Source organism: Streptomyces sp. NPDC107500, assembly GCF_055582785.1.
On sequence record NZ_JBVJPF010000001.1, the window covers coordinates 1,143,330 to 1,169,438 of the forward strand.

Sequence of the window (26,109 nt, forward strand, 5' to 3'; positions counted from 1 at the left end):
GCCTGGAACGGCGCCCCGCGCGGCTCGTGATCACGTGATCAGTGGTGGGTGCGGTTGATCAGCCGGTGTAGGTGCCGGACTTCACCGACTTCCAGGCACCGTTCTCGACGGCGTACACGGTGAGCTGCTTGTTCGTCGCGTCACCGAACTCGTCGAAGGAGACCTTGCCGGTCACACCGTCGAAGGAGACGTTCTGCATGGCCTCCACGACCTTGGCGCGGGCGTCGTCGGGGAGCTTCCCGTCGTTGTCCTCGACGACCTTCTTGACGGCCTCGATGATCGCCCAGCCGGAGTCGTAGGAGTAGCCGCCGTACGCCTCGTAGGCCTCCTTGTAACCAGCTGCCTTGTAGTTGGCGACGAACTCCTTGGCCGAGGGCAGCTCCTCGACCGGCGCGCCGACCGAGGTCGCGAGGTCACCGTTGCCGGTGGCGCCGGCGAGCTTGATGAAGTCGGCGCTGTAGATGCCGTCACCGCCGACCACGGGGATCTTCGCGCCGGCCGCCTTGATCTGCTTGCTGAGCGGACCGGCCTGCGGGTACTCGCCGCCGTAGTAGACGACGTCGGCGCCGGAGTTCTTCACCTTGGTGGCGACGGCGTTGAAGTCCTTGGTGTCCGGGTTGATGTGCTCGGTGCCGACGACCTGGCCGCCCAGCTTCTTGAACTCGTCGGTGAAGGTGGCGGCCAGACCGGCGCCGTAGGTCTTCTTGTCGTCGATGACGAAGACCTTCTTCTTCTTGGAGTCGTTGAAGACGTACTGCGCGGCGAACGGGCCCTGGATGGCGTCCGTGGTCGCGGTGCGGAAGTACGACTTGTACGGCCGGACCTGCTTGGTCTGCCAGTCCACGCCCTGGGTCAGGGCGGGGTTGGTGTTGGCGGGGGAGACCTCGACCAGCTTGGCCGTGTCGAAGACCTTCTGCATGGACTCGCCGACCGAGGAGTTCAGCGGGCCCACCACACCGAGGACGTCGTCGTTGGCGACGAGCTTGGTGGCGTTCTGCTGGCCCACGGACGGCTGGCCCTGGTCGTCCAGCGCCTGGATCTCGAACTTGACGCCGTCGACGTAGTTGTCCTTGTTGGCGGTCTTCGCGGCGAGGTCGACCGAGTTCTTGATGCCGAGGCCCAGCGCGGACAGGTCGCCCGTCAGCGGGGCGTCGACGCCGATGACGACGGTGGTTCCGCCGCCGCCGCTTCCGGAGTCCGAGCCGCCGTCGTCGTCGCGCGAACCGCAGGCGGTGAGGGTGAGCGCTCCCGCCGCCAGAGCGGCGGTGATGGCGATGAGCGAACGTTGACGCACGATCAGTCCTTTCCCTGGCACAGCCGCTTCCCCGTGGAGACGGCCCGAGTCGAGCGCTGGGCCGAAGTGACAATCCGACGGCGCGGTGACTGGCCGTGACTCTAAGCGTGTGTGGGGAACGTGGAGGAGGGTCTGACTCATGCTGTGACGCTCTTGTTATGACACCGGGTAATGCAGAGCGGTACTGGCTGGGAAGAAGGGCGGAATTCAGGCCGATTCGCCCTGTCCGCATGGTGAGAACCCGCAGGACGCGCCGCCTGCGTTCAGGCGTCTGGAGCGTTTTGGTGATTACCGTGAATCGTTGCTGCAGGCGACCTGAAGTGCCTGGGAGAGCTGCCGCGCATAGCGTGGCCCCAGGATGAAACTGTGGGCTTGTATTGCGCGCGCATTACGCAGCGTTACATCCAGGAAAGGGAATCCGAGGTTCCGGGGCGCTTTATCGCATTCCGTCACCCGCAGCGTGACAATGATCTTGCTGGCGGAATGCGGCTTTGTCTGGAAAGGTGCCGCGGGCGACGAGGTCACCGAGAGGCCCGCCGAGGGCTGGGCGATCCGCGTCACGGTCACGGGCGGTCCCGACCGGACGCTCAGCCGCACCGCGAAGCTGAAGCCGCCGCCCTTCGCCCCGCTCGGGCCGTCCACGGCGTCCAGGTATTCGAGCGTGACGGCCTGGGAGGGGTAGGGCGGCGGATCGGCCGCCGGCTCCCGGGTGCGGTCGGCGTACAGGTAGCCGCCGCCGAGCAGCAGGAGGAGGGCGGCGGCGGTCGTGAGAACGGTGCGGCGGTGACGCTCGCAGAACCGGGCGACACGGCCGCGCGGGCGGGCGTGAGCGGCCACGTCCCGGACGTGGGTGTCCTCGCCCGGCTCGACGGGCCCGATGCCGCCCGTCACTGCCACGGACCGTCGCTCGGGCCGCCGCCGGCGTACTGCTCCTCGCACGCCTCGCGCACCCGGCGGTCGATCAGCGCCCGGGCGGCGCGGTCGCCCCGGTCCCGCTCGGCGGCCCGCGCGGCCGCCACGACCTCGCGCAGGATGCCGTACTGACGGTTGGACAGCCCCGTCGACTGGTAGTCGCCGTAGGGTTCGCCGCCGGCCAGCAGCTCGCGGGCCCAGTGGCCGACGGCGCCGACGCAGGCTTCCGTGGGGGAGGGCGGATCCGTCGTCGCGCTGCTGCCGCCCGAACCGGCCCCCTGGTCACCGGAGTTGCCGCAGGAGACGGTCGTGACCGCCGTGGCGGCCGAGTTGCCGCAGGAGACGGTCGTGACCGCCGTGGCGGCCATCAGGGCGCCGAGAAGGAGCCGCCGAGCCGCCACCCCCGGCCAGGGGGCCTCTCCCCGTCCCATGCCCCGACGCTAGGACGGGGAGAGGCCGGGGGCAATGCCCGAGCCGCGAGTGCCTCGGCCGGGGAGGCCGTGGGACCCCGGCGCCTCAGCTCGCCGGAGCCGCGTCGCCCGGGTTCACGTCGCGCAGCAGGCAGGTCAGCCGGGCGGTGCACACCCGCCGGTCCTGCTCGTCGCTGATCACGATCTCGTACGTCGCCGTCGACCGGCCCCGGTGCACCGGCGTGGCCACCCCGGTGACCAGGCCGGAGCGGGCCCCGCGGTGGTGCGTGCAGTTCAGGTCGACGCCGACGGCGATCTTGGAACTGCCGCCGTGCAGCATCGACCCGACCGACCCCAGCGTCTCGGCCAGCACCGCCGAGGCGCCGCCGTGCAGCAGCCCGTACGGCTGGGTGTTGCCCTCCACCGGCATCGTGCCGACGACCCGCTCGGGCGACGCCTCGACGATCTGGACGCCCATGCGCGTCCCCAGGTGTCCGGCGGAGAACAGCGCGGGCAGGTCGACGCCGAGCGCGGCGTACTCGTCGATGACTTCCTGCGGGAACTGCGTCTGCTGCTGCTCGCCCATGGGCCGGCTCCGTCTCGTCGCTCCGTCTGGCTGGCGCGCCGGCCGCCCGGTGGGGCCGCCGGCTCGACTGAGCAAACGCTCAGTCGGTCGCCGATTGTTCCAGACGGACGACCACGGACTTGCTGGCCGGGGTGTTGCTGGTGTCCGCGGTGGCGTCCAGCGGCACCAGCACGTTGGTCTCCGGGTAGTAGGCCGCCGCGCAGCCCCGGGCCGTCGGGTAGTGCACGACGCGGAAACCGGGCGCCCGCCGCTCCACCCCGTCCCGCCACTCGCTCACCAGGTCGACGTACGACCCGTCCTCGACGTCCAGCGTCCGGGCGTCCTCCGGGTTGACCAGGACGACCCTGCGGCCGTTCCTGATGCCCCGGTAGCGGTCGTCCAGGCCGTAGATCGTGGTGTTGTACTGGTCGTGCGAGCGCAGCGTCTGGAGCAGCAGCCGCCCCTCGGGCAGCTCCGGGTACTCGACCGGCGCGGCGGTGAAGTTGGCCTTGCCGGTGGCCGTCGGGAAGCGGCGCTCGTCGCGGGGCGCGTGCGGGAGGGCGAAGCCCCCGGGGTGCGCCACGCGCGCGTTGAAGTCCTCGAAGCCCGGGACGACCCGCCCGATGCGGTCGCGGATCGTCGCGTAGTCCTTCTCGAACTCCTCCCACGGCGTACGACTGTCCTCGCCCAGCACCCGGCGCGCCAGGCGGCACACGATCGCCGGCTCGGACAGCAGCTGCCCGCTCGCGGGCTCCAGCCGGCCCCGGGAGGCGTGCACCATGCCCATGGAGTCCTCGACGGTGACGAACTGCTCGCCGCTCCCTTGGAGATCGCGTTCGGTGCGGCCCAGCGTCGGCAGGATCAGCGCCCGCGCGCCGGTGACCGCGTGCGAGCGGTTCAGCTTCGTCGACACGTGCACGGTCAGACGCGCCCGGCGCATTGCCGCCTCGGTGACCTCCGTGTCGGGCGAGGCCGACACGAAGTTGCCGCCCATGGCGAAGAAGACCTTCGCCTCACCGTCGCGGAGCGCGCGGATGGCCCGTACGACGTCAAAGCCGTGCTCGCGCGGCGGGGTGAAGCCGAACTCCTTCTCCAGGGCGTCCAGGAACGCGGGCGCGGGCCGCTCGAAGATGCCCATCGTGCGGTCGCCCTGCACGTTGGAGTGGCCGCGCACCGGGCAGACGCCCGCGCCCGGGCGGCCGATGTTGCCGCGCAGCAGCAGGAAGTTCACGACCTCGCGGATCGTGGGCACGGAGTGCTTGTGCTGGGTCAGGCCCATCGCCCAGCACACGATGGTGCGCTCGGAGGCGAGCACCATGCGCAGCGTCTCGTCGATCTCCGCGCGGGTGAGCCCGGTGGCCGCCAGCGTCTCGTCCCAGTCGGCGGCCCGCGCGATCTCGGCGAACTCCTCGTAGCCGTGCGTGTGTTCCGCGACGAAGTCCTCGTCGACCGCGCCCTCGGTCTCCAGGATCAGCTTGTTCAGCAGCCGGAACAGGGCCTGGTCGCCGCCGAGGCGGATCTGCAGGAACAGGTCGGTGAGCGCGGCGCCCGCGGTGAGCCCCTTGGCGGTCTGCGGGTTCTTGAAGCGCTCCAGCCCGGCCTCGGGCAGCGGGTTGACGCTGATGATCCGCGCGCCGTTCGCCTTGGCCTGCTCCAGGGCGGAGAGCATGCGCGGGTGGTTGGTCCCCGGGTTCTGCCCAGCCACGATGATCAGGTCGGACTTGTACAGGTCCTCCAGGAGGACGCTGCCCTTGCCGATGCCGATGGTCTCGGACAGGGCGGAGCCGGACGACTCGTGGCACATGTTGGAGCAGTCGGGCAGGTTGTTCGTGCCCAGCTCGCGCGCGAAGAGCTGGTAGAGGAACGCCGCCTCGTTGCTCGTGCGCCCCGACGTGTAGAAGACCGCCTCGTCGGCGGAGTCCAGGGCGGCGATCTCCTCCGCGACGATGCCGAAGGCGCGCTCCCAGGTGACCGGTTCGTAGTGGTCGCCGCCCTCGGGGAGGTACACCGGGTGCGTGAGCCGTCCCTGCTGGCCCAGCCAGTACCCGCTGCGGCCGGCGAGGTCGGCCACGGGGTGCGCGGCGAAGAACTCCGGGGTGACCCGGCGCAGGGTGGCCTCCTCGGCCACCGCCTTCGCGCCGTTCTCGCAGAACTCCGCCTTGTGCCGGTGGTCCGGCTCGGGCCAGGCGCAGCCCGGGCAGTCGAAGCCGTCCTTCTGGTTGACGCTCAGCAGCGTCAGCGCGGTCCGTTTCACGCCCATCTGCCGCTGCGCCATCCGCAGGGTGTGGCCGATGGCCGGAATGCCGGCCGCCGCGTGCTGGGGCTGTGTCACCTGCGGCGCGTCCTGGACGGGATCACCCTTGGGCGGCTTGCTGGCCATCGCGCGCTCCTTCGCTGACGCGTGTGAGGTACGTCTCCGATCCTCGCACGCGCCGCCGACAACTCGTCCGGCCGGGGCGGGCGGAGATCGTGAGCAATGTTCGCGGACTTCGCGCGCACCACCGCCTCCCACGGCGTGGACGGGCGCGGCCGGGACCGACTGTCAGTGGTCCGTGGCAGGATCGGTGTCGTGGCGAAGACAGCATCGAAGAAGACCGACAGCACCTCCGGCGCCCGCCCGCGGCTGATGCTCATGGACGGGCACTCGCTGGCCTACCGCGCGTTCTTCGCGCTGCCCGCGGAGAACTTCACGACCGCGACGGGCCAGCCGACCAACGCGATCTACGGATTCGCGTCGATGCTGGCCAACACGCTGCGTGACGAGGCGCCCACGCACTTCGCGGTGGCGTTCGACGTCTCCCGCAAGACCTGGCGGTCGCAGGAGTTCACCGAGTACAAGGCGAACCGCTCCAAGACCCCCGACGAGTTCAAGGGCCAGGTCGAGCTGATCGGCGAGCTGCTCGACGCCATGCACGTGACGCGGTTCGCCGTCGACGGCTTCGAGGCGGACGACGTCATCGCCACCCTCGCCACGCAGGCCGAGGCCGAGGGCTTCGACGTGCTGATCGTCACCGGCGACCGGGACTCCTTCCAGCTGGTCAGCGAGCACACCACGGTCCTCTACCCGACCAAGGGCGTCTCCGAGCTGACCCGCTTCACGCCGGAGAAGGTCTTCGAGAAGTACGGGCTGACCCCCGCCCAGTACCCCGACTTCGCCGCCCTGCGCGGCGACCCGTCCGACAACCTGCCCGGCATCCCGGGCGTCGGCGAGAAGACGGCCGCGAAGTGGATCAACCAGTTCGGATCCTTCGCGGACCTCGTCGAGCGCGTCGACGAGGTCAAGGGCAAGGCCGGGCAGAACCTGCGCGACCACCTGGAGTCCGTCAAGCTCAACCGCCGGCTCACCGAGCTGGAGCGGCGGGTCGAGCTGCCCAAGGCGGTCACCGACCTGGAGCGGCCCGCGTACGACCGCAAGGGCGTCGCGATGATCCTGGACACCCTGGAGATCCGCAATCCGTCCCTGCGTGAGCGGCTCTACGCCGTCGACCCGGGCGCCGAGGAGGCCGAGGCCACCCCGGTCGTGGCGGACGGGGTCGAGCTGGACGGCGTGGTCCTGGGCACCGGCGAGGTGGCCGGCTGGCTCACCGAGCACGGCGCACAGCCCCTGGGCGTCGCCACCGTCGACACCTGGGCCCTGGGCACCGGCTCGGTCGCCGAGGTCGCGCTGGCCGCGGCCGACGGAAAGGCCGCATGGTTCGACCCGACTGCGCTGGACGAGGCCGACGAGACGGCGTTCGCCGCCTGGCTGTCCGACGCGGACCGGCCGAAGGTCCTCCACAACGCCAAGGGCGCGATGCGTGTCTTCGCCGAACACGGCTGGAGCGTCGCCGGCGTGGGCATGGACACCGCGCTCGCCGCCTACCTGGTCAAGCCGGGCCGCCGCTCCTTCGACCTGGACGCGCTGTCCCTGGAGTACCTGCACCGCGAGCTGGCCCCGGCCGCCGCGGCCGACGGCCAGCTGGCCTTCGGCGCGGACGACGGCGCCGAGGCCGAGGCGCTGATGGTGCAGGCCCGCGCGATCCTCGACCTCGGCGAGGCGTTCGAGGGCCGCCTGGCGGACGTCGGCGCCGCGGACCTGCTGCGCGACATGGAGCTGCCGACCTCCGCGCTGCTCGCCCGCATGGAGCGGCACGGCATCGCGGCCGACCGGGCCCATCTGGAGGCCATGGAGCAGATGTTCGCGGGCGCCGTGCAGCAGGCGGTGAAGGAGGCGCACGCGGCGGCCGGACGCGAGTTCAACCTGGGCTCGCCCAAGCAGCTCCAGGAGGTCCTCTTCGGAGAGCTGAACCTGCCGAAGACCAAGAAGACCAAGACCGGCTACACCACCGACGCGGACGCCCTGGCCTGGCTCGCGGCGCAGACCGACAACGAACTGCCGGTGATCATGCTCCGCCACCGCGAGCAGGCCAAGCTGCGCGTCACGGTGGAGGGCCTGATCAAGACGATCGCCGCGGACGGCCGCATCCACACCACGTTCAACCAGACGGTCGCCGCGACCGGCCGCCTCTCCTCCACGGACCCGAACCTCCAGAACATCCCGGTCCGCACCGACGAGGGCCGCGCCATCCGCCGCGGGTTCGTGGTAGGCGAGGGCTTCGAGTCCCTGATGACGGCCGACTACAGCCAGATCGAGCTGCGGGTGATGGCCCACCTGTCCGAGGACGCGGGCCTGACCGAGGCGTTCACCTCGGGCGAGGACCTGCACACCACCGCCGCCGCGCAGGTCTTCTCCGTCGAGCAGTCGGCCGTGGACGCGGAGATGCGCCGGAAGATCAAGGCCATGTCCTACGGCCTGGCGTACGGCCTCTCGGCCTTCGGCCTCTCCCAGCAGCTGAACATCGAGGCGGCCGAGGCGCGCGGCCTGATGGACGCCTACTTCGAGCGCTTCGGCGGTGTACGGGACTACCTGCACCGGGTGGTCGACGAGGCACGGGCGACGGGCTACACGGCGACCCTCTTCGGCCGCCGCCGCTACCTGCCCGACCTCAACAGCGACAACCGCCAGCGTCGCGAGGCCGCCGAGCGCATGGCCCTCAACGCCCCCATCCAGGGCACCGCGGCCGACATCGTCAAGATCGCCATGCTCAACGTGGACAAGGCGCTGAGCGAGGCCGGTCTCTCCTCCCGCATGCTGCTCCAGGTCCACGACGAAATCGTCCTGGAGATCGCCCCCGGCGAGCGCGCGGCAGCGGAGGAACTGGTCCGCCGCGAAATGGCGAACGCGGTCCGGCTCAGCGTCCCCCTGGGCGTCTCGGTGGGCTCGGGAGCGGACTGGGAGTCGGCGGCGCACTAGCCTCCGGCGGTTTGGCGGGGCGGGGGAACGCGGGGCAGGGCGCCCACCCGCCCGCGCCCGGCGTGGCGGTCCCGGCATGCGCCGGGGCGCGGTGGCGCATTGGCCTCCGGCGGTTGGCGGGGCGGGGGAGTGCCGGCCAGGGCGGCCCCCCCGCACGCGCCCGGCGAGGCGGTTCCTCGACGCTGTGCGGGGAGTGGAACGCCCGTCTGCCTGGCTGGGCCGTCCGCCCGATTACGCCGTGACACCGGCAGGGGGAGCGGGGGGCCGGTCCCGGGGGACCTTCGCCGCAGTGTCCCCGAGGGTCAGGACCCGCCCCCGGTCGGTCGTCCGCCCCTGTCCCCGGGCTCCCGCCGGATGCCGGCCCGGGTGCTCGCCGGGCGCGGCGGCCGCTCCGCCTGGCCCAGCCCGGGGCCCGTGCCGACGCCGACAGCGGGCACCCCGTCGGGCAGCGGGCACCCCGGCGGGCAGCGGCGCTCCGGCTGGCGCGCCGCAGCGGCGCTCCGGCTGGCGCGCCGTGTGTGCTCCTCCGGGCCTGGGGGCCTCGGCGTGGTTGGCTCGCCCTCCGTAAGGCACCCCCCTGGGCGCCGCCGCTCGACGGCGACACCCGTGCCGACGCAGCACCCCGCGACGCCCCCAGCCCCCGGAGGGCTCGTCACTCTGGTGGCCCCCGCGGATGCGCCGCCCGCGCTCGTCTCCCGTGAGGATGCGGGCATGGGTATACGCATGCTCCACCACCGGACGACACCGGCACGGGCAAGCACAGACGGACCCGCCCGCGTGCCACTGCTACCGGTCCCGGCCCTCGCGCCAGACGCGAGTACCGGCCGCATCCCCGCCACCCTCACCACGGCCCTGCGCCGCACCGCGACCGGCCTCCGGCGCAGACTCGCCCGCCGGGACCCGGCGACTGTCATCCCACGCGAGACACCGGCCTGGCGGCTGTGGGCCGACCTGGCGCGCGGCTACCTGTCGCTGGCACTCTCCCTGGTTCCGCGGCCCCGCCCCGCACGCACCTTCACCGTGTTCGTCGCGACCGCCGACACCCTCAGCGGGCGACCCGGCGGTCCGGCTCCGTACCGGCACGGCTGGTGGGAGCCGGGACCGGACGCCACACCCTGACCGCCACGGCGTACAGCAACAGCGCCGGGACCAGCCCCGCGCCCGCCCCGAAGCACACCGTCGGGATCAGCTCCCAGGGCTTCGCCATGTGACCCCAGTACTCCCACCACCGCGTCGCCCGCCGTACCGCCCCGGCCACCGCGCAGCCGCCGAGGAGCGCCGCGGCCCACCACCGGTCCGGGGCCGAGAGAACCGGAACCGCCGGCGTCCCGCTCCGGGGCGTCCGGCGCAGCGCCCGCGTCAGGAAGACGACGATGACGACCGCGGCCACCGCGGAACCGCCGTACTGCAGGTACCAGTAGAGCGGCGAGCCCGCGATCTCCCGGCCCAGCACCGGGAACACCCGCATCCCCCAGCGGTCGAGGTGGGTGAACGCGTCCCACACCACGTGCGTCAGCGCCCCCAGCACCGCCGACACGTACCACCACGCCACCAGTGACGGCAGCACGCGCGCGCGTGGCGCCCCGCAGCGCGACAGAGACGCGACGCGTCCCTGGTGGGCGCTCGGCAGCAGGGCCACCAGCGGTTCGCGGACCAGCAGCCACAACCCCACCAGCGCCCAGGCCACCGTCACATCCACCGTGAAGACACCGGGAAACGAGTGCGTGACGTCCCCGAACTCCATCGCTTCTGGCAGGAAACTCGCCGCGTAATAGGTCATGTCGGGCGCGAACGACCCCGCGACCAGCGCGGCCGGCACCAGCCGCCCGCGGCCCGTCCCGTCACCCCGCACTCCTGGCAGCACGGCGGCGGCATGACTGAGGGTGAACGGCAACGGAACTCCTCTTATGGCCAACCGGTGAATATCGGGCGCGAACGGGTGCCCGTGCAAAGCAAGTTGCCGTAGGGTCACCTGCGGCACCGTGCCGGTCGAACAGACGGACACCGCGCTCGGAAGGTTGCGGTGCAACCGTCGGCGCGGGCCGATCGTCACAACAGGGCGGAAACAACGGGCGATGGCACGGCAGCCGGACACGGCAGCCGGACACCGCAGCCGGGCACGGACGGAGAGGGACGCGCGGGCGTCCACGGGAGGGGTTCACTCTATGGCGGCGCATTTCGACCGGAGGCTCCGTAAGGCGGCGGTCACCACCACCGTGGCGGCGGTCGTGGTCGCGGCCCTGTCCGCGTCCCAGGCCCCGGACGTGACGGCCGACGCCAACGGCAGACAGACCACCGCGGACAACGCGCCGACGTCCGACACGCCCTCCCAGGAGAGCGCGACCGGCAACTCGCCGTACTACACGGACCTGCCGCCGCTCAACAGCCCGAGTCCCGCACCCACCATCGGCACCCCCGACTCCCGGGCCGCCGCCGAGGCCGGCATACCGGCCACCGTCCTGGACGCCTACAAGAAGGCCGAGGCGGCGGTGCGCCAGGCCAAGCCCGGCTGCAACCTGCCCTGGCAACTCCTCGCGGCCATCGGCAAGGTGGAGTCCGGCCAGGCCCGCGGCGGCCGCGTCGACGCCCAGGGCACCACCATCGGCAAGATCATCGGACCTCAGCTCGACGGCAACGGCTTCGCGCTCATCAAGGACACCGACGACGGCGTCTACGACGGAAACAGCAGCTACGACAACGCCGTCGGCCCCATGCAGTTCATCCCCTCCACCTGGTCGTGGGCGGGCCGGGACGGCAACGGCGACGGCAAGGACGACCCCAACAACGTCTACGACGCCGCGCTCGCCGCCGGACACTACCTCTGCCGCTTCACCTGGGACCTCTCCAACGAGGCCGACCTCAAGAGCGCGATCCTCAGCTACAACAACTCGCAGGACTACCTGCACACGGTCCTGTCCTGGCTGGAGCACTACCGCAAGGGCACCCACGAGATCCCCGACGGCACCGGCAGCCTCCCGGTGGGCCGCAGCGACGACCCGATCGGCGCCGGCACCTTTCCCTCGCCCGGCGCGACGAGCCCGACGACGCGGCCCGGTGCCTCCGGCTCCACGTCGTCCGGCAGCGACAAGCCGACCCGCCCGGCCGAGCCCGGCAGCCCGTCGAACCCCGGCACCGGCTCACCGACCCCCAAGCCGCCGACCGAACCGGAGCCGCCCACCGGCACCCGGCCCCCCACGCCCACCGACACGGTGCACCACCTGGAGAACGCGGGCGCCACCGGGCTCACCGCGATCGCGGGCGACACCTTCGCCCAGAAGCTCAGCGCCCGCGCCGAGACCAAGGCCGGACAGGCCGTCGGCAAGGTGCGCGTCCGCTTCACCGTGCTGGGCGACACGGACGCCGCCTTCACCGGCGGCGACAAGGTGGCCGCGGTCACCACCAACGCCTCCGGCGTGGCCGTCGCGCCCGCGCTGGTGGCGGGCGAGAAGACCGGCGCCTTCACCGTCCGCGCCACCGTCATCGGCCGCACCGTGGGCCTCGACTACAAGGCGACGGTCACCGAACGCGTCGCCGACGCCCTCGCCCGCGTCGGCGACACCGAGCTGACCTGCGCGCCGGGCGGCGAGTTCGCGGACCAGGTCGAGGTGAAGGCCACGCACAAGGGCGCCGCCGCGGACAAGGTCGCCGTCACCGCCACGCTCATCAAGTCGGTGCTCGACCCGACCGAGGCCGACAAGGGCCCCTACTTCAAGGACGCCGACGGCAAGACCGTCCGTACCCTGACCGGCCTCAAGACCGATGCCAAGGGCATGCTGAAGCTGCCGAAGCTGTACGCCGACGACGCAGCCGGCACGTACATGCTCCGCGTCACCACGGCGGGCGGCGCCGCGCTCAACGTCCAGCTGAAGGTCGCCGAGGCGGCCGAGCCGACGCCCGACCCGTCCACGGACCCGTCGACCGAGCCGTCCACGAGCCCTTCCACCGAGCCCGAGGCGTAAGCGCGGTCCCGACCGGACGACCGAGGGCGCCCTCCGCCGCTGCGGAGGGCGCCTTCACCGTCTCCACCGGCCCCCGCGTCACTTCGCGAGCCGGGCCTTCGTGTACCGGGTCGGCTCCGCCGAGGCGGGATCCTCGGGCCACGGATGCTTCGGATACCGGCCGCGCAGCTCCGCGCGTACGCCCTTGTAGCCGTCCCGCCAGAAGGAGGCCAGGTCGGCCGTCACCGCGGCGGGGCGTCCGGCGGGGGACAGGAGATGGACGAGCAGCGGCACCCCGGCGATCCGGGGCGACCGCTGCAACCCGAACATCTCCTGCAACTTCACCGCGAGGACCGGCTGTTCCGGGTCGCCGTAGTCGATCCGGATCCTGGACCCACTGGGGACCATGATGCGCTCGGGCGCGAGTTCGTCGAGCCGCGCCGCCTCCCCGGACGCCCAGGGCAGCAGCCGCGCCAGCGCCTCCACGGCGTCGATCCGGCCGAGGTCGGCCCGCCGTCGGGCCCGGCCCAGCTCGGGCTCCAACCACTCGTCCACGCGCGCGTGGAGGGCGTCGTCGGAGACGTCCGGCCACGGCTCACCGATATGCCGCCGCAGGAACGCGAGCCGCGCGCGCAGCGCGTCCGCGTCGGCCGTACGGCGCAACAGCCCCAGACCTTCCTGCCGCAGCCCTTCGAGCAGCGCGTCCCGCACGAGACCCGGGTCGGCGCCGGTGAGCGGCCGGACCGCGAGTTCCACGGCGCCGAGCCGCTCCACCCGCCGGGCCACCACGTCGCCGTCGCTCCAGCGGACCTCGTCCCGCTCCGTCAGCAGCGCCCCCGCCGCGAGCCGCGCCGTCTCCTCGTCGACGGCCGCACCGAGCTGCACGCGCGCGTGGCCCCGGCCCACCGGCCGGTCGGCCACGGCGACGGCGATCCACGGCGCACCCCGCAGCGCCGCCCCCTCGGGCAGCTCGGCCCGGGTGCCGGAGACCATCAGATAGGTACCGCCGTCCTTCTTCGCCACGCGCTCGGGAAAGGCCAGCGCGGCCACCAACCCGGCGAGAGCGTCCTCGGCGAGCGGCAGCCGCCGCCGGTCGTCCCCCGCCTCCACAGCGCCCCGCAGCCGCCGCACCTCCGCCCGCCACCGCGCGGCGTAGCCGTCGCCCCCACGCCGGGCGGCCCGCAGTACGGACACCAGCTCGTCCCCGTACTCCCGCGGCGCCTCCTCACTGAGCAGCCCGACCACCTCGGCGACCACCTCGGGACCACCGCCGCCGTCACCGGAGCGCCCCGTCCCCGCGTCGTCCCGCGTCGCCGAGCCGGCCGCGTCGAGCAGCGCCCGACCCAGGCGGGGATGGAGGCCAAGGCGTGAGAGCCGGATGCCCCGGGGCGTGGCACGACCGGTGGAGTCGACCGCGCCGACCGCCGTCAGAACCGACCGCGCCGCCGCCATCGCGCCAACCGGCGGCGGGTCCAGGAGCGCCAGTTGGGACGCGTCCGGATCCCCCCAGCAGGCCGCCTGCAAGGCGAACGCGGTCAGGTCGGCCACCTTGATCTCCGGCGCCGGGAACCGCGGCAGCCGGGTGTCCTCCGCCTCCGCCCAGCAGCGGTACACCGCGCCGGGAGCCTCCCGCCCGGCCCGCCCCGCCCGCTGCCGCCCCGCCGCCCGAGACGCCCGTACCGTCGCCAGGGCGCTCAGCCCGCGCGCGTGGTCGACGCGCGGCTCCCGCGCCAGTCCGGCGTCCACGACCGCCCGCACGCCCGGAACCGTCAGCGACGACTCCGCCACCGAGGTCGCCAGCACCACCCGGCGCCGCGCCCCGGGCACCAGCACCGCGTCCTGCACGGCCGCAGGCGCCCGCCCGTGCACCTGGAGCACGTCGACGTCCCCGAGGCCCCCCAACTGCCCGGCGACACGCGCGATCTCCCCGACGCCGGGCAGGAAGCAGAGCACGTCCCCGTCCCGTTCGGCCAGCGCCCGCCGCACCACCGACGCGACGTGCGCGAGCAGCGCCGGGTCCACCCGGGTCCCGTGCGGGGGCCGCACCGGGCGTGCCGGCGGCGACCAGATCACCTCCACGGGATGCGACACGCCTTCCGCCTCGACGACCGGCGCCCCGCCCAGCAGCCGGGCCCAGCCCTCCGCGTCCGTCGTCGCCGACGCGGCCACCAGGCGCAGCTCCGGGCGGAGCGCCTGGCGCACGTCCCACAGGAACGCCGCCGCCGTGTCCGCGTCCAGGTGCCGCTCGTGGCACTCGTCGAGCACCACCACGTCGACGCCGGTCAGTTCCTGGTCCCGCTGGAGCCGCTGGAGGAGCACACCGGTCGTGACGACCTCCACGCGCGTGTGCCGCCCGGCCACCCGCTCACCGCGCACGGTGTACCCGACACGCGCGCCGGGCTTCTCACCCAGCAGCCACGCCATCCGCCGGGCCGCCGCCCGCGCCGCGATCCGCCGGGGCTCGGCCACGACCACGCGCCGCGCGGGGCCCTCGTCCAGCAGCCCGGCCAGCGCGAGCGGCACCAGCGTCGTCTTGCCGGTGCCGGGCGGGGCGACCAGCACCGCCGTGCCGTGCCCCTCCAGGGCGTCGTGCAGCGCGGGCAGGGCACCGCGCACGGGCAGCGCGTCCAGGGCGTCGTAACGGATCACGCCCCCAGTGTCGTACGCCCGCGAAACCGGCTTCCCCGCGCGCGTGCGCACGGACGTCCCGTACGGCTCAGTCGCGCTCGCACACGAAGATCGCCGTCCCCGGGATCAGGTGCCCGCGCAGCGGGGACCACCCGCCCCACTCGGAGGTGTTCCAGTCCGGCCACTCCGGTTCCACGAGGTCCACCAGCCGGAACCCGGACGTCACCACGTCCCGCACCCGGTCACCGAGCGTCCGGTGGTGCTCGACGTACACCGCGCGGCCCTCGTCGTCCTGCTCGACGTAGGGCGTGCGGTCGAAGTACGACGCGGACACCGACAGCCCCTCGGGGCCCGGCTCGTCCGGCAGCGCCCAGCGCAGCGGATGCGTGACGGAGAAGACGAAGCGGCCCCCCGGGCGCAGCACCCGGCGCACCTCCCGCAGCACCAGCCGCGGATCGGCGACGAACGGCAGCGCCCCGTACGCCGAGCACGCCAGGTCGAACGAGCCGTCCGCGAAGGGCAGCACGGCGGCGTCGGCGCAGACCAGGGGGAAGTCGCCGCCGATGCGCAGGGCGTGCTGGAGCTGGCGGTGGGAGAGGTCGAGGGCCACCGGACGGGCGCCCTGGGCGGTCAGCCAGCGCGAGCACTGCGCGGCGCCGGCGCCGATCTCCAGGACCGTCTTCCCCTTCAGGTCCTCCGGCGGGCCGAGCAGCTCGGCCTCCACCTCGTCCAGGCCCTCGGGACACCACACGAAGCGGTCGTCGCCGAGGAAGGTGCCGTGCTCGGTCTGGTACTCGTCCGCGTTCCGGTCCCACCAGCCGCGGTTGGCGCGCGAACTCTCCGTGACACCGGCGGCACGCCGGGTGGCCTCGGGTTCTGCTTCGGCGGTCTCGGACGTTACGGGCTCTTGGATGACCGGCTCCCTCGTACTAGTCTGCGGGCTCTTCCGTGCCGCCGGTCCCGGGTCACGCAAGGGACGCTCAGGGGTCCACGTGGCCTCGGGGGACAGCTTTTGTGCCGGGTATGCGGTGATCTGCCCCGGGTGTGCGGCTTCGCGCATTGACCCTGCCCGGCTGCCCCCGTATGCTACAAGTTGCGCTGCGGGCCTGCGCGCCTCAGACGTAGTAGGTCGCGCTCGCATCTGTTGTATGTCCCCTCGGTTCTCGAGGCGTCACCAGTGGTTTTCGGTGTCGCTTCCTTGGCTGTCCGGCTTCGGCAGAGCGAAACGGGCTCCCGGCGTAAGCAGTACCTACGACTTCAATGTCCGTACCGGAGCCCTTTCCCACATGACGAGCAGCACCGAGACCACCGCCACCACCCCGCAGGTAGCGGTCAACGACATCGGTAACGAGGAAGCCTTCCTCGCCGCGATCGACGAGACGATCAAGTACTTCAACGACGGCGACATCGTCGACGGCGTCATCGTGAAGGTCGACCGGGACGAGGTCCTGCTCGACATCGGTTACAAGACCGAAGGTGTCATCCCGAGCCGCGAGCTCTCGATCAAGCACGACGTCGACCCCAATGAGGTCGTCGCCGTCGGTGACGAGATCGAGGCCCTTGTTCTCCAGAAGGAGGACAAGGAAGGCCGCCTGATCCTCTCGAAGAAGCGCGCCCAGTACGAGCGTGCCTGGGGCACCATCGAGAAGATCAAGGAAGAGGACGGCATCGTCACCGGTACCGTCATCGAGGTCGTCAAGGGTGGTCTCATCCTCGACATCGGCCTCCGCGGCTTCCTCCCGGCCTCCCTGGTCGAGATGCGCCGCGTCCGCGACCTCCAGCCCTACGTGGGCAAGGAGCTCGAGGCGAAGATCATCGAGCTGGACAAGAACCGCAACAACGTGGTCCTGTCCCGCCGTGCCTGGCTGGAGCAGACCCAGTCCGAGGTCCGCCAGACGTTCCTCACCACCCTCCAGAAGGGTCAGGTCCGTTCCGGCGTCGTCTCCTCGATCGTCAACTTCGGTGCCTTCGTGGACCTGGGTGGCGTCGACGGTCTGGTCCACGTCTCCGAGCTGTCCTGGAAGCACATCGACCACCCCTCCGAGGTTGTCGAGGTCGGCCAGGAGGTCACCGTCGAGGTTCTCGACGTCGACATGGACCGCGAGCGTGTCTCCCTGTCGCTGAAGGCGACCCAGGAAGACCCGTGGCAGCAGTTCGCCCGCACCCACCAGATCGGCCAGGTCGTGCCCGGCAAGGTCACGAAGCTGGTGCCGTTCGGTGCGTTCGTCCGCGTGGACGAGGGCATCGAGGGTCTGGTCCACATCTCCGAGCTGGCCGAGCGCCACGTGGAGATCCCGGAGCAGGTCGTCCAGGTCAACGACGAGATCTTCGTCAAGGTCATCGACATCGACCTCGAGCGCCGCCGCATCAGCCTCTCGCTGAAGCAGGCCAACGAGGCCTTCGGTGCCGACCCGTCGACGGTCGAGTTCGACCCGACCCTGTACGGCATGGCCGCGTCCTACGACGACCAGGGCAACTACATCTACCCCGAGGGCTTCGACCCCGAGACCAACGACTGGCTCGAGGGCTACGAGACCCAGCGCGAGGCGTGGGAGACGCAGTACGCCGAGGCGCAGCAGCGCTTCGAGCAGCACCAGGCCCAGGTCATCAAGTCCCGCGAGGCGGACGAGAAGGCCGCGGCCGAGGGTGCCGACACCGCGGGTGCGGCTCAGGCCGCGTCCGGTGGCGGTGGCGGCGGCGGCTCGTACTCCTCCGAGGGTGGCGACAACTCCGGCGCCCTGGCGTCGGACGAGGCGCTGGCCGCGCTGCGCGAGAAGCTGGCCGGCGGCCAGAGCTGAGCGCAGGCCGCTGAGGCCAAGCCGTAGACCAAGGGGCCGTACCTTTCGAGGTGCGGCCCCTTGGCGTTGCCCTGGACGGCGCCCCTCCGACTCCGCCGCCAAGATCACAGTCCTCGCCCTTCCGGGAATGCCCGTCCCCGTCCCGGCGTTGTCACGTACGAACACGAGGAGGGGAGCGGTCACTGTGCTTGATCCGCAGGATTTGTACGCATGGGAGCCGAAGGGCCTGGACGTCGTCGACATGGCGCTCGCGCAGGAGTCGGCCGGACTGGTCATGCTGTACCACTTCGACGGCTACATCGACGCCGGGGAGACCGGCGACCAGATCGTCGAGCGGGTGCTCGACACGCTGCCCCACCAGGTCGTCGCCCGCTTCGACCACGACCGGCTCGTCGACTACCGGGCGCGCCGTCCGCTGCTGACCTTCAAGCGGGACAGCTGGACCGACTACGAGGAACCCACCATCGAGGTGCGGCTCGTCCAGGACGCCACCGGGGCGCCGTTCCTGCTGCTGTCCGGCCCCGAGCCGGACGTCGAGTGGGAGCGCTTCGCCGCGGCCGTGGCGCAGATCGTGGAGCGCCTGGGCGTCCGCCTGGCGGTGAGCTTCCACGGCATCCCCATGGGCGTCCCCCACACCCGGCCCGTCGGCGTCACCCCGCACGGAACCCGCACCGACCTGGTACCGGGCCACCGCAGCCCCTTCGAGGAGGCGCAGGTCCCCGGGAGTGCCGAGGCGCTCGTCGAGTACCGGCTCATGCAGGCCGGCCACGACGTCCTGGGCGTCGCCGCGCACGTCCCGCACTACATCGCCCGCTCCCCGTACCCGGACGCGGCGCTGACCGTCCTGGAGGCGATCACCGCGGCGACCGGCCTGGTCCTGCCCGGCATCGCGCACGCCCTGCGCACGGACGCCCACCGCACCCAGACGGAGATCGACCGGCAGATCCAGGAGGGCGACGAGGAGCTGACCGCCCTCGTCCAGGGCCTGGAGCACCAGTACGACGCGGCCGCGGGCGCCGAGACCCGCGGAAACATGCTCGCCGAGCCCGTCGAGATCCCCTCGGCGGACGAGATCGGCCGCGAGTTCGAACAGTTCCTGGCGGACCGGGAGGGCGACAACTGAGGTCGCCCGACCGGCCCGCGGGCCGGCCCGTCACCGGCAGGCCCTAAGCTTCCGCTCATGCTGAAGGTGGGCCTGACCGGCGGGATCGGTGCCGGCAAGAGCGAGGTGTCGCGGCTGCTCGTGGAGCACGGCGCCGTACTGATCGACGCGGACCGGATCGCTCGCGAGGTCGTCGCGCCCGGGACCCCGGGACTCGCGGCGGTCGTGGCGGCCTTCGGCGAGGACGTGCTCGCCGGGGACGGCAGCCTGGACCGGCCGAAGCTCGGCTCGATCGTCTTCGCCGACCCGGAGCGCCTCGCCGCGCTGAACGCGATCGTGCACCCCCTGGTGGGCGACCGCTCCCGGGCCCTCGAAGAGGCGGCGGACGACGACGCCGTCGTCGTCCACGACGTCCCCCTGCTCACCGAGAACGGCCTGGCGCCGCTGTACGACGTCGTGGTCGTCGTGGACGCCGACCCGGCCACCCAGCTCGACCGGCTGGTCCGGCTGCGCGGCATGACCGAGCAGGACGCGCGGGCCCGTATGGCCGCCCAGGCGACGCGCGAGCAGCGCCGGGAGATCGCGGACGTGGTCATCGACAACGACGTACCCCTGGACGAGCTGCGCCGCCGCGTCGCGGAGGTGTGGACCGAGCTGGCGCACCGGGCACACGCCCGGCGCCGGACGGCGCAGGAATAGGGTGCCCCGCGCGGGCGTTGATCCCTTCCAGTGAGGGAAGGACTCTGCCGTGCCCGAGATCAGCGGTTCGACCGGACGTACCCCGGAGACGGACGTCATCGACTTCCGTGCCGCCGAGCAGTTGCTCGCGGCGCGGGACCCGCGGGGCGCGGTGAAGCTGCTCGACGCGGTCGTCGGAGCCCACCCCGAGAACACCGCCGCGCGGCTGCTGCGTGCCCGTGCCTTCTTCGCAGCGGCGCAACTGCGACCGGCCGAGCTGGAGTTCACCATCGTCCTGGAGCGCGAGCCGGACAACGCGTTCGCGCACTTCGCGCTGGCCCGCACCTATGAGCGCCGGGGCTGCCCCGACCAGGCCCGGCGGCACTTCAGGCTGGCGGCGGCCCTGGATCCGAACCCGGAGTACCTCCAGCAGGCGCGTTTCGACTCCTGACGGTCAGCTCCTCGGCGGCGGGTACGGCGGGATGTCCCGGCCCGGCTGGTAGTGCGGGCCCTGGCGCAGGTGCCGCAGGACCACCGTGAGGTCGATCGTCGCGACCAGCCAGAGCACACCGCAGGCCACGGCCCATCCGATACGGCCGGTGAGCGCGAAGGCCGCCGTGCCGAAGATCGCCCAGACCAGCCCCCACAGGCTCAGCCAGAACCGCGCCCGCAGTGCACTGCGCGCGGTGGCCGGTTCACTGCCCGTACGCATCGGATCACCACTCCTGTAAGCAACGTACTCCGGCGGGCCACGAGGGGGAAACGGGCCGCGTCGGCGTTCCCGCCGCACCACCGGACCGCGTGCGTTCACTCGGTCGGGTGAACCGGCGGCGCGTGGGAACGGGTGTGCGGTGGCGGGCCGTTGGACGGGCATGGAACTGAGAATGCGAGAGGGACACCAGGGGACGGGACCCGGGGCCATCACCCCGGACGGCTGTGCCGTCGAGCTGTATTCGCGGCTGCCCGCGGGACCCGAGCCGGACATCGTCGCCGCCGCCGTACCCGAGGGTGCGCGCATCCTGGAGCTGGGCAGCGGGGTGGGCCGCATGACCCATCCGCTGCTGGAGCGCGGGTTCTCCGTCACCGCGGTCGACGAGTCCGCCGAGATGCTGGAGCACGTGCGCGGCGCACGGACCATATGCGTCCCGATCGAGCACCTCGACCTGGACGAGCGTTTCGACGTGGTGATGATGGCGTCGTTCCTCGTCCACACCGGGGACGTCGAGGTGCGGCGGGGACTGCTGCGCACCTGCGCGCGGCACGTCGCGGACGACGGCTGCGTACTGATCCAGCGGGAGGGCGCGGACTACCACACCAATCTGCCGCGCGAGCGGGTCGACCCCAGCGGCTTCACCGTGCGGATCCTGTCGGCGGACCCGGTCGCGGAGGGGGTCAACTCGGTACGCGCGGAGTACGAGTTCCCCGACGCGGTCTGGACCCAGACCTTCCTGGCCCGGCCGCTGACGAAGGAGCAGTTCGAGCGGGCACTGGCCGAGGCGGGGCTCCGGGTGGACCGGTACCTGACCGACGACGGGACGTGGGTGAGGGCGATCCCGATGCCACGGGCGTGAGGTAACAGCCCTGAGGCAACAGGTGTGGTGCCACAGGGCTGCTGCCACAAGAGTGGGCATCCGGCGATGAGTTCCGGCCCGGCGGGCGGTCTACCCATCCGACAGCAGCACGGACCACCCAGCTCAGGAGACCGCCATGGCCGAGACCGCCGCTTCCACCGCCCCCACGGCTCGCACCGCCCGGATCACCCTGCGCGTGGTGCAGGTGCTCCTCGCGCTGTTCTTCGCCGTGGCGAGCGCCTCGCCCAAGCTCGTCGGGCACTCCTCGGCGGCCGACAGCTTCGCCACGATGGGCTGGGGCGACGCCGGCATGTACGCGATCGGGGTCCTGGAGCTGGCCGGGGCGGTCGCCCTGCTGATCCCGGTGCTCCAGTCGGTGGCGGCGACGGCGCTCGGCGCGCTGATGGTCGGCGCGTTCGTCGTCCAGCTGACCTACTTCGACGGTGAGAACGCGGTGACACCGCTCGTCCTGCTGGTGCCGCTCCTGGTCATCGCCCGGGCCCGCCGCGGGCACAACCGCGACCTGCTCCGGCTGGTCCGGGCCCGGCGCGGCTGAGCGAGCGGTCCGAGGACGGGATCAGGGCCCGGTCACGGCGATCAGGGCCTGGTCTCGGCTTCCTTACGGGCGCGGGCCAGGCTCTCCAGCCCGCGCAGGCGCTCCATCTCACGGCGGTCCCGCTTGGTCGGCCGCCCGGCGCCGCGGTCACGGATCCCGGCCGGGGCGACGGCCTCGCGGGGCGGGGGCGGCGGGGAGTTGTCGACGTAGCACTGGGCGGCGATCGGGGCACCGACGCGCTTGCGGATGAGCCGCTTCACGATGACGACGCGTTCCCGGCCCTCCTGCCGCAGGCGCACCTCGTCGCCCACGCGCAGTGAGTAGGCGGGCTTCACCCGGTCACCGTTCACCCGGACATGGCCGCCCCGGCAGGCGGTGGCGCCCAGGGAGCGGGTCTTGATCAGGCGGACGGCCCAGATCCAGCTGTCCACGCGGACGCTCTCGCCGCTCTGCGGCCCGGCCGCCTCGGCGGCGGCGATCGCGGCGGCGGTCTTCGGGTCCTGTTCCGGGGCCCCGGGGGCGTCCTGCGGGACGGCCGCCCCGTCCGCCGGGACCTTGCCCTCGTCATGCTCGGAAGCCATGCTCCGACCTTAGCTGCCCGGCCAGTCGGGAGGGACCGCAATTTCCGCCCGGGGATCGTTCTACGGTGGACGTATGGACACCGGCGGCCTCTCCACGCTCGACCAGCGGATCGCGGACTGCCGGGCCTGCCCGCGGCTGGTCGACTGGCGGGAGGAGGTGGCCCGTACGAAGCGGGCGGCCTTCGCCGACTGGACGTACTGGGGCCGTCCGGTGCCGGGCTTCGGACCGCCCGACGCGAGCCTGCTGATCGTCGGGCTCGCCCCCGCGGCCCACGGCGGCAACCGGACCGGCCGGATGTTCACCGGCGACCGCTCCGGGGACGTCCTGTACCAGGCCCTGTACGACGTGGGCCTCGCCTCGCAGCCCACCGCGGTCCGTGCCGACGACGGCCTGGAACTGCTCGGCGTGCGCGTCACCTCGCCCGTGCACTGCGCCCCGCCCGCCAACAAGCCCACCCCCGCCGAACGCGACACCTGCCGTCCCTGGCTCGTCCAGGAGCTGGACCTGCTGCGGCCGACGCTGCGTGCGGTGGTGGTGCTCGGCGCCTTCGGATGGCAGGCGGCGCTGCCCGCGTTCGCCGACGCGGGCTGGACCGTACCCCGCCCCCGTCCGGCCTTCGCCCACGGCGGCCGGGTCACGCTGGACGCGCCCGACGGGCCCGGCCTGCGCCTCTTCGGCTGCTTCCACGTCAGCCAGCGCAACACCTTCACCGGCCGGCTCACTCCCGGGATGCTCCGCGACGTGCTGCGGGCCGCGGCGGACGCGGCGGGCCTGCCCACCCGTCAAAGGGGATGAGCGCCCCGGTCCGGCGGCGCTACGGTGCTCCGATGGGCCTGTATCCGGAGATCGAACCGTACGACCACGGCATGCTCGACGTCGGCGACGGCAACAGCGTCCACTGGGAGACCTGCGGCAACCCGCACGGCAAGCCCGCGCTGGTGCTGCACGGCGGGCCGGGCAGCGGCGCGCGCCCGGGGCACCGGCGGTACTTCGACCCCGCCGCCTACCGGATCGTCCTCCTCGACCAGCGCGGCGCCGGACGGTCGCTGCCCCGCGCGAGCGCACACGACACCGACATGAGCGTCAACACCACCGCCCACGTCATGGCGGACCTGGAACGGCTCCGCGCCCACCTGGGCATCGAGCGCTGGCTGGTGTGGGGCGTGTCGTGGGGATCCGCCCTGGGACTGCGGTACGCGCAGACGCACCCCGGGGTGGTGTCCGAGCTGGTGCTGACCGGCGTCGCGACCGGCTCCAACGCCGAAGTGGCCCTCCTCACCCGAGGGCTGGGCAAGATCTTCCCCGAGGCCTTCGAGCGGTTCCTCGCCGAGCTGCCCCCGGACCGGCGCGACGGCGATCCGGCCGCCGCCTGCAACCGGCTGCTGGAGTCGCCGGACGCGGCGGTCCGGGAGCGGGCCGCCCGCGCCTGGACCGACTGGGAGACGGCGACCATCCCGGCGCCGCCGGGCTCGGTCGCCCGGTTCGAGGACCCGGAGTTCCGCCTGGGCTTCGCCCGCACCGTCACGCACTACTGGAGCAACGACCACTTCCTCGGCGAGGGCAACGACGAGGGTGTGGTCCTCAGGGACGCGCACCTGCTGAAGGGCATCCCCGGCACCCTGGTCCAGGGCAGTCTCGACTTCGGCAACCTCCTGGGCGTCGTATGGCGGCTCCACCACGCGTGGCCGGACAGCGAGCTGGTGATCGTGGACGAGGCCGGACACGACGCCGGAGCCGTCGGGGACGAGGCACTCGTGGCGGCGACGGACAAGTACGCCCGGAGCGAAGCCTGAGCGGCGTCCGGGCGTGGGCGCGGCGGCCGGACGTACCGGACGCCCTGACTGCGGACGCCGCCTACTGACGCCGCCCACGGGCCCCGCCTACGGACGCCACACGTACCGCACGTCCGGCTCCCGCTCCTCGTTCCGGGCGCCGTCCGTCCGCTCCACCGCGGTGAACCCGTGCCGCTCGTAGAACCGGTGCGCGGGCGCGTTGACCTGGAACGTCCACAGCTCGAGCCCGGCCGGCCTGCGCTCCTTGGCCAGGGCGACGAACCGGTCGCCGAGCCCGCGACCGCGCCGTTCGGGGGCGAGATACAGCTGCGACAACTCCTCGCCCTCCAGCACCATCACCCCCGCCACCGCACCACCGGCCTCCTCGGCCACCCACGCCTCGTGCTGCTCCACCACCACGTACCGGAAGTACGCCCGGACCTCGTCGTCGGTCCGGGGCCGGACCACCGTGGGCAGCGCGGCGGTGAAGGAGCGCAGCCACACGTCGGCGGCGGCACGCGCGTCGGCGGCCGACGCGCGCCGCAGGACGACCGCCCCGGCCCCCGTGTCCGGGCTCACGGACGGGCCTCCTCGGGCACGACCGCCGTTGCCGTGATCTCCACCAGCTGTCCCGTGTACCCCAGGCAGCTCACTCCGAGGAGAGTTGAGGAGTGCGGGCCGGTGCTGAGCCCCGACGCCTCGACGACGTCCCAGACGGCGGACAGCTCGGCGGGCTCGGTACCCACGACGTACACGTCGGTCGACAGCACGTGCCGCAGGTCGCTGCCGACGGCACGCAACTGCTCGGTGAGGTTCGCGACGACCTGCTCGGCCTGGCGGACCGCGTCGCCCTCGCCGACCAGCTTCCCGTCCGCGTCGAGCGGAACGGCCCCGGCGAGAAAGGCGAGCCTGGTGCCGGCCTCGACGACGGAGGCGTGCGAGTAGGTGGGCGGCGGGAAGAGACCGGACACGGTGACGCGCTGAATCACGTGGGCTCCTGGAAGCTGGACGGACAACCTCCCGATCGTCCGCCTCCCGGCCCACCCCGCGCACCCGATTTTCCCTCGCGGACCGCGCCCGGGCCCGCCTAGGCTTCCGGTGTCCGTTCCGTCGCCCCGTCACCGCCAGGAGCCCACCGCAGTGCCCTCCCTCCCGGATCCCACGGACGAGGCCTTCCTCGACACCATCGCCGACCGGCTCGCCGCCCTGCCCGCCGTCCGGGCGGTCACCCTCGGCGGCTCCAGGGCGCGGGGCACGCACAGGCCCGACAGCGACTGGGACATGGCGGTCTACTACCGGGGCGACTTCGACCCCGACGACCTCCGCGCCCTCGGCTGGGCCGGTGAGGTCTCGGAGATCGGCGCCTGGGGCGGCGGCGTCTTCAACGGCGGCGCCTGGCTGACGATCGACGGCCGCCGCGTCGACGTGCACTACCGCGACCTCGACGCGGTCGAGCACCAGGTGACGGAGGCGGAGGCGGGCCGCTTCGGCGTCGAGCCGCTGATGTTCCACCTGGCGGGCATCCCGACGTACCTGGTGGTCGCGGAACTGGCGATCAACCGGACGCTGCGCGGCGAACTGCCCCGCCCCGGCTACCCCGACGCCCTGCGCGCCACCGCTCCCGCCCACTGGCACGGCGCGGCCACGGCCACCCTCGCCTACGCGAGAACCGGCCACGCCCCCAGGGGCGCCCTCACCCAGGTCGCCGGCGCCATCGCCCTCGCCACCACCCAGACGGCACACGCCGTCCTGGCGGCACGAGGGGAGTGGGTCACCAACGAGAAGGGCATCGTCGAGCGCGCCGGCCTGGGCGGGATCGACGCGCTGGTCGCCGGACTGACCCCGGAGCCGGACTCCCTGACCCGCTCGGTGGAGCACACCGAGAGGTTCCTGCGCGTCGCCCTGGAGGGCCCGGCGTAGGCGCCGAGGCCGACGTCATCCTCCGGAAACACGGCCGTTTCCGCCCCCGCGCCGTTGGGTCGTACCCTTGACACCGCACCACCCAGCCCG

General features: G+C 72.7%; 24 protein-coding genes. 12 read left to right on the plus strand and 12 right to left on the minus strand.

Annotated elements, in window-relative coordinates; all coding sequences use genetic code 11:
• Positions 1 to 58 precede the first annotated feature (58 nt).
• From ACZ67M_RS05055 to ACZ67M_RS05075, 5 genes are all read right to left on the minus strand, one after another.
• Entirely contained in the window at positions 59 to 1,294 is a 1,236-nt protein-coding gene (locus tag ACZ67M_RS05055; protein ID WP_163015660.1) for a branched-chain amino acid ABC transporter substrate-binding protein, read from the minus strand.
• A gap of 288 nt (positions 1,295 to 1,582) precedes the next feature.
• Entirely contained in the window at positions 1,583 to 2,185 is a 603-nt protein-coding gene (locus ACZ67M_RS05060) for a Tat pathway signal sequence domain protein (RefSeq protein ID WP_469849574.1), read from the minus strand.
• Entirely contained in the window at positions 2,182 to 2,637 is a 456-nt protein-coding gene (locus tag ACZ67M_RS05065) for a hypothetical protein (protein WP_469849575.1), read from the minus strand. The genes ACZ67M_RS05060 and ACZ67M_RS05065 overlap by 4 nt, the downstream gene beginning before the upstream one ends.
• 85 nt (positions 2,638 to 2,722) lie before the next feature.
• Positions 2,723 to 3,202 (minus strand): PaaI family thioesterase, encoded by a 480-nt coding sequence (locus ACZ67M_RS05070; protein WP_307011289.1) that lies wholly within the window; start codon positions 3,200 to 3,202, stop codon positions 2,723 to 2,725.
• A gap of 79 nt (positions 3,203 to 3,281) precedes the next feature.
• Positions 3,282 to 5,561, minus strand: coding sequence for an FdhF/YdeP family oxidoreductase (locus ACZ67M_RS05075; protein ID WP_469849577.1), 2,280 nt, complete (start codon positions 5,559 to 5,561; stop codon positions 3,282 to 3,284).
• Positions 5,562 to 5,750: 189 nt separating this feature from the next.
• Here ACZ67M_RS05075 and polA point away from each other — a divergent pair, with 189 nt between their 5' ends.
• Together polA and ACZ67M_RS05085 are read left to right on the plus strand one after the other, a co-directional pair.
• Positions 5,751 to 8,474 (plus strand): DNA polymerase I, encoded by a 2,724-nt coding sequence (gene polA, locus ACZ67M_RS05080; RefSeq protein ID WP_469849578.1) that lies wholly within the window; start codon positions 5,751 to 5,753, stop codon positions 8,472 to 8,474.
• 777 nt (positions 8,475 to 9,251) lie between these two features.
• Positions 9,252 to 9,593 carry a hypothetical protein gene (locus ACZ67M_RS05085; protein WP_385802941.1) on the plus strand — a complete coding sequence of 114 codons (342 nt, stop codon included), beginning with the start codon at positions 9,252 to 9,254 and terminating at the stop codon, positions 9,591 to 9,593.
• Here ACZ67M_RS05085 and ACZ67M_RS05090 read toward each other — a convergent pair.
• On the minus strand, positions 9,520 to 10,368 hold the full coding sequence (locus ACZ67M_RS05090) for a DUF4184 family protein (protein WP_469849580.1): 849 nt from the start codon (positions 10,366 to 10,368) through the stop codon (positions 9,520 to 9,522). The two genes, ACZ67M_RS05085 and ACZ67M_RS05090, sit on opposite strands and share 74 nt — an antisense overlap.
• A 271-nt stretch (positions 10,369 to 10,639) precedes the next feature.
• Between ACZ67M_RS05090 and ACZ67M_RS05095 the strand changes: the two genes are divergently transcribed.
• Positions 10,640 to 12,433, plus strand: a complete 1,794-nt coding sequence (locus ACZ67M_RS05095) for a lytic transglycosylase domain-containing protein (protein WP_392103580.1) — start codon at positions 10,640 to 10,642, stop codon at positions 12,431 to 12,433.
• A 78-nt stretch (positions 12,434 to 12,511) separates the two neighbouring features.
• Here the strand turns inward: ACZ67M_RS05095 and hrpB are convergent, their stop codons facing one another.
• Positions 12,512 to 15,061, minus strand: a complete 2,550-nt coding sequence (gene hrpB, locus ACZ67M_RS05100) for an ATP-dependent helicase HrpB (RefSeq protein ID WP_469849581.1) — start codon at positions 15,059 to 15,061, stop codon at positions 12,512 to 12,514.
• Positions 15,062 to 15,128: 67 nt separating this feature from the next.
• The gene (locus tag ACZ67M_RS05105) at positions 15,129 to 16,100 is read right to left on the minus strand and encodes a class I SAM-dependent methyltransferase (RefSeq protein WP_361361409.1); all 972 of its coding nucleotides are present in this window, start codon (positions 16,098 to 16,100) and stop codon (positions 15,129 to 15,131) included.
• 226 nt (positions 16,101 to 16,326) lie between these two features.
• Between ACZ67M_RS05105 and rpsA the strand changes: the two genes are divergently transcribed.
• The 4 genes from rpsA (at position 16,327) to ACZ67M_RS05125 (ending at position 20,069) form a co-directional block, all read left to right on the plus strand.
• Complete coding sequence (rpsA, locus tag ACZ67M_RS05110; RefSeq protein WP_392009308.1) at positions 16,327 to 17,838, plus strand: 30S ribosomal protein S1; 1,512 nt, start codon at positions 16,327 to 16,329, stop codon at positions 17,836 to 17,838.
• Positions 17,839 to 18,022: 184 nt separating this feature from the next.
• Complete coding sequence (locus tag ACZ67M_RS05115; protein ID WP_361361405.1) at positions 18,023 to 18,961, plus strand: PAC2 family protein; 939 nt, start codon at positions 18,023 to 18,025, stop codon at positions 18,959 to 18,961.
• A 57-nt stretch (positions 18,962 to 19,018) separates the two neighbouring features.
• On the plus strand, positions 19,019 to 19,639 hold the full coding sequence (gene coaE / locus ACZ67M_RS05120) for a dephospho-CoA kinase (RefSeq protein WP_392009310.1): 621 nt from the start codon (positions 19,019 to 19,021) through the stop codon (positions 19,637 to 19,639).
• A gap of 49 nt (positions 19,640 to 19,688) precedes the next feature.
• Positions 19,689 to 20,069, plus strand: coding sequence for a tetratricopeptide repeat protein (locus ACZ67M_RS05125; RefSeq protein WP_361361401.1), 381 nt, complete (start codon positions 19,689 to 19,691; stop codon positions 20,067 to 20,069).
• A 3-nt stretch (positions 20,070 to 20,072) separates the two neighbouring features.
• On the opposite strand, the gene ACZ67M_RS05130 is transcribed toward ACZ67M_RS05125, so the two are convergent.
• On the minus strand, positions 20,073 to 20,330 hold the full coding sequence (locus tag ACZ67M_RS05130; RefSeq protein ID WP_163015661.1) for a DUF6343 family protein: 258 nt from the start codon (positions 20,328 to 20,330) through the stop codon (positions 20,073 to 20,075).
• A gap of 172 nt (positions 20,331 to 20,502) precedes the next feature.
• On the opposite strand from ACZ67M_RS05130, the gene ACZ67M_RS05135 reads away from it, so the two are divergent.
• Together ACZ67M_RS05135 and ACZ67M_RS05140 are read left to right on the plus strand one after the other, a co-directional pair.
• On the plus strand, positions 20,503 to 21,189 hold the full coding sequence (locus tag ACZ67M_RS05135) for a class I SAM-dependent methyltransferase (protein WP_361361397.1): 687 nt from the start codon (positions 20,503 to 20,505) through the stop codon (positions 21,187 to 21,189).
• Between the two features lie 136 nt (positions 21,190 to 21,325).
• Entirely contained in the window at positions 21,326 to 21,745 is a 420-nt protein-coding gene (locus ACZ67M_RS05140) for a DoxX family protein (RefSeq protein ID WP_392103574.1), read from the plus strand.
• Between the two features lie 41 nt (positions 21,746 to 21,786).
• Here the strand turns inward: ACZ67M_RS05140 and ACZ67M_RS05145 are convergent, their stop codons facing one another.
• Positions 21,787 to 22,326, minus strand: a complete 540-nt coding sequence (locus ACZ67M_RS05145) for an RNA-binding S4 domain-containing protein (protein ID WP_361361393.1) — start codon at positions 22,324 to 22,326, stop codon at positions 21,787 to 21,789.
• A 73-nt stretch (positions 22,327 to 22,399) separates the two neighbouring features.
• Between ACZ67M_RS05145 and ACZ67M_RS05150 the strand changes: the two genes are divergently transcribed.
• Together ACZ67M_RS05150 and pip are read left to right on the plus strand one after the other, a co-directional pair.
• Complete coding sequence (locus tag ACZ67M_RS05150; protein ID WP_361361391.1) at positions 22,400 to 23,122, plus strand: uracil-DNA glycosylase; 723 nt, start codon at positions 22,400 to 22,402, stop codon at positions 23,120 to 23,122.
• A gap of 32 nt (positions 23,123 to 23,154) precedes the next feature.
• A complete protein-coding gene (gene pip, locus ACZ67M_RS05155) occupies positions 23,155 to 24,120 on the plus strand; it encodes a prolyl aminopeptidase (protein ID WP_469849582.1) in 966 nt (321 codons plus the stop codon).
• An 87-nt stretch (positions 24,121 to 24,207) separates the two neighbouring features.
• Here pip and ACZ67M_RS05160 read toward each other — a convergent pair whose 3' ends face one another.
• Positions 24,208 to 24,678, minus strand: coding sequence for a GNAT family N-acetyltransferase (locus ACZ67M_RS05160; RefSeq protein WP_392009322.1), 471 nt, complete (start codon positions 24,676 to 24,678; stop codon positions 24,208 to 24,210).
• Positions 24,675 to 25,088, minus strand: coding sequence for a Rid family hydrolase (locus tag ACZ67M_RS05165; RefSeq protein WP_161327371.1), 414 nt, complete (start codon positions 25,086 to 25,088; stop codon positions 24,675 to 24,677). Before ACZ67M_RS05165 ends, ACZ67M_RS05160 begins: the two co-directional genes overlap by 4 nt.
• A 151-nt stretch (positions 25,089 to 25,239) precedes the next feature.
• On the opposite strand from ACZ67M_RS05165, the gene ACZ67M_RS05170 reads away from it, so the two are divergent.
• On the plus strand, positions 25,240 to 26,019 hold the full coding sequence (locus ACZ67M_RS05170) for a nucleotidyltransferase domain-containing protein (protein WP_469849584.1): 780 nt from the start codon (positions 25,240 to 25,242) through the stop codon (positions 26,017 to 26,019).
• The last annotated feature ends 90 nt before the right edge of the window (positions 26,020 to 26,109 follow it).

What these genes read in the sequence shown, in the direction of transcription:
- ACZ67M_RS05150 (WP_361361391.1), top strand. Translation starts at nt 22,400, where the DNA reads ATGGACACCGGCGGCCTCTCCACGCTCGACCAGCGGATCGCGGACTGC.
- rpsA (WP_392009308.1), top strand. Translation starts at nt 16,327, where the DNA reads ATGACGAGCAGCACCGAGACCACCGCCACCACCCCGCAGGTAGCGGTC.
- ACZ67M_RS05095 (WP_392103580.1), top strand. Translation starts at nt 10,640, where the DNA reads ATGGCGGCGCATTTCGACCGGAGGCTCCGTAAGGCGGCGGTCACCACC.
- ACZ67M_RS05145 (WP_361361393.1), bottom strand. Translation starts at nt 22,326, where the DNA reads ATGGCTTCCGAGCATGACGAGGGCAAGGTCCCGGCGGACGGGGCGGCC.
- ACZ67M_RS05065 (WP_469849575.1), bottom strand. Translation starts at nt 2,637, where the DNA reads ATGGGACGGGGAGAGGCCCCCTGGCCGGGGGTGGCGGCTCGGCGGCTC.
- ACZ67M_RS05075 (WP_469849577.1), bottom strand. Translation starts at nt 5,561, where the DNA reads ATGGCCAGCAAGCCGCCCAAGGGTGATCCCGTCCAGGACGCGCCGCAG.
- pip (WP_469849582.1), top strand. Translation starts at nt 23,155, where the DNA reads ATGGGCCTGTATCCGGAGATCGAACCGTACGACCACGGCATGCTCGAC.
- ACZ67M_RS05140 (WP_392103574.1), top strand. Translation starts at nt 21,326, where the DNA reads ATGGCCGAGACCGCCGCTTCCACCGCCCCCACGGCTCGCACCGCCCGG.
- ACZ67M_RS05130 (WP_163015661.1), bottom strand. Translation starts at nt 20,330, where the DNA reads ATGCGTACGGGCAGTGAACCGGCCACCGCGCGCAGTGCACTGCGGGCG.
- ACZ67M_RS05070 (WP_307011289.1), bottom strand. Translation starts at nt 3,202, where the DNA reads ATGGGCGAGCAGCAGCAGACGCAGTTCCCGCAGGAAGTCATCGACGAG.
- coaE (WP_392009310.1), top strand. Translation starts at nt 19,019, where the DNA reads ATGCTGAAGGTGGGCCTGACCGGCGGGATCGGTGCCGGCAAGAGCGAG.
- ACZ67M_RS05135 (WP_361361397.1), top strand. Translation starts at nt 20,503, where the DNA reads ATGCGAGAGGGACACCAGGGGACGGGACCCGGGGCCATCACCCCGGAC.
- ACZ67M_RS05105 (WP_361361409.1), bottom strand. Translation starts at nt 16,100, where the DNA reads ATGCGCGAAGCCGCACACCCGGGGCAGATCACCGCATACCCGGCACAA.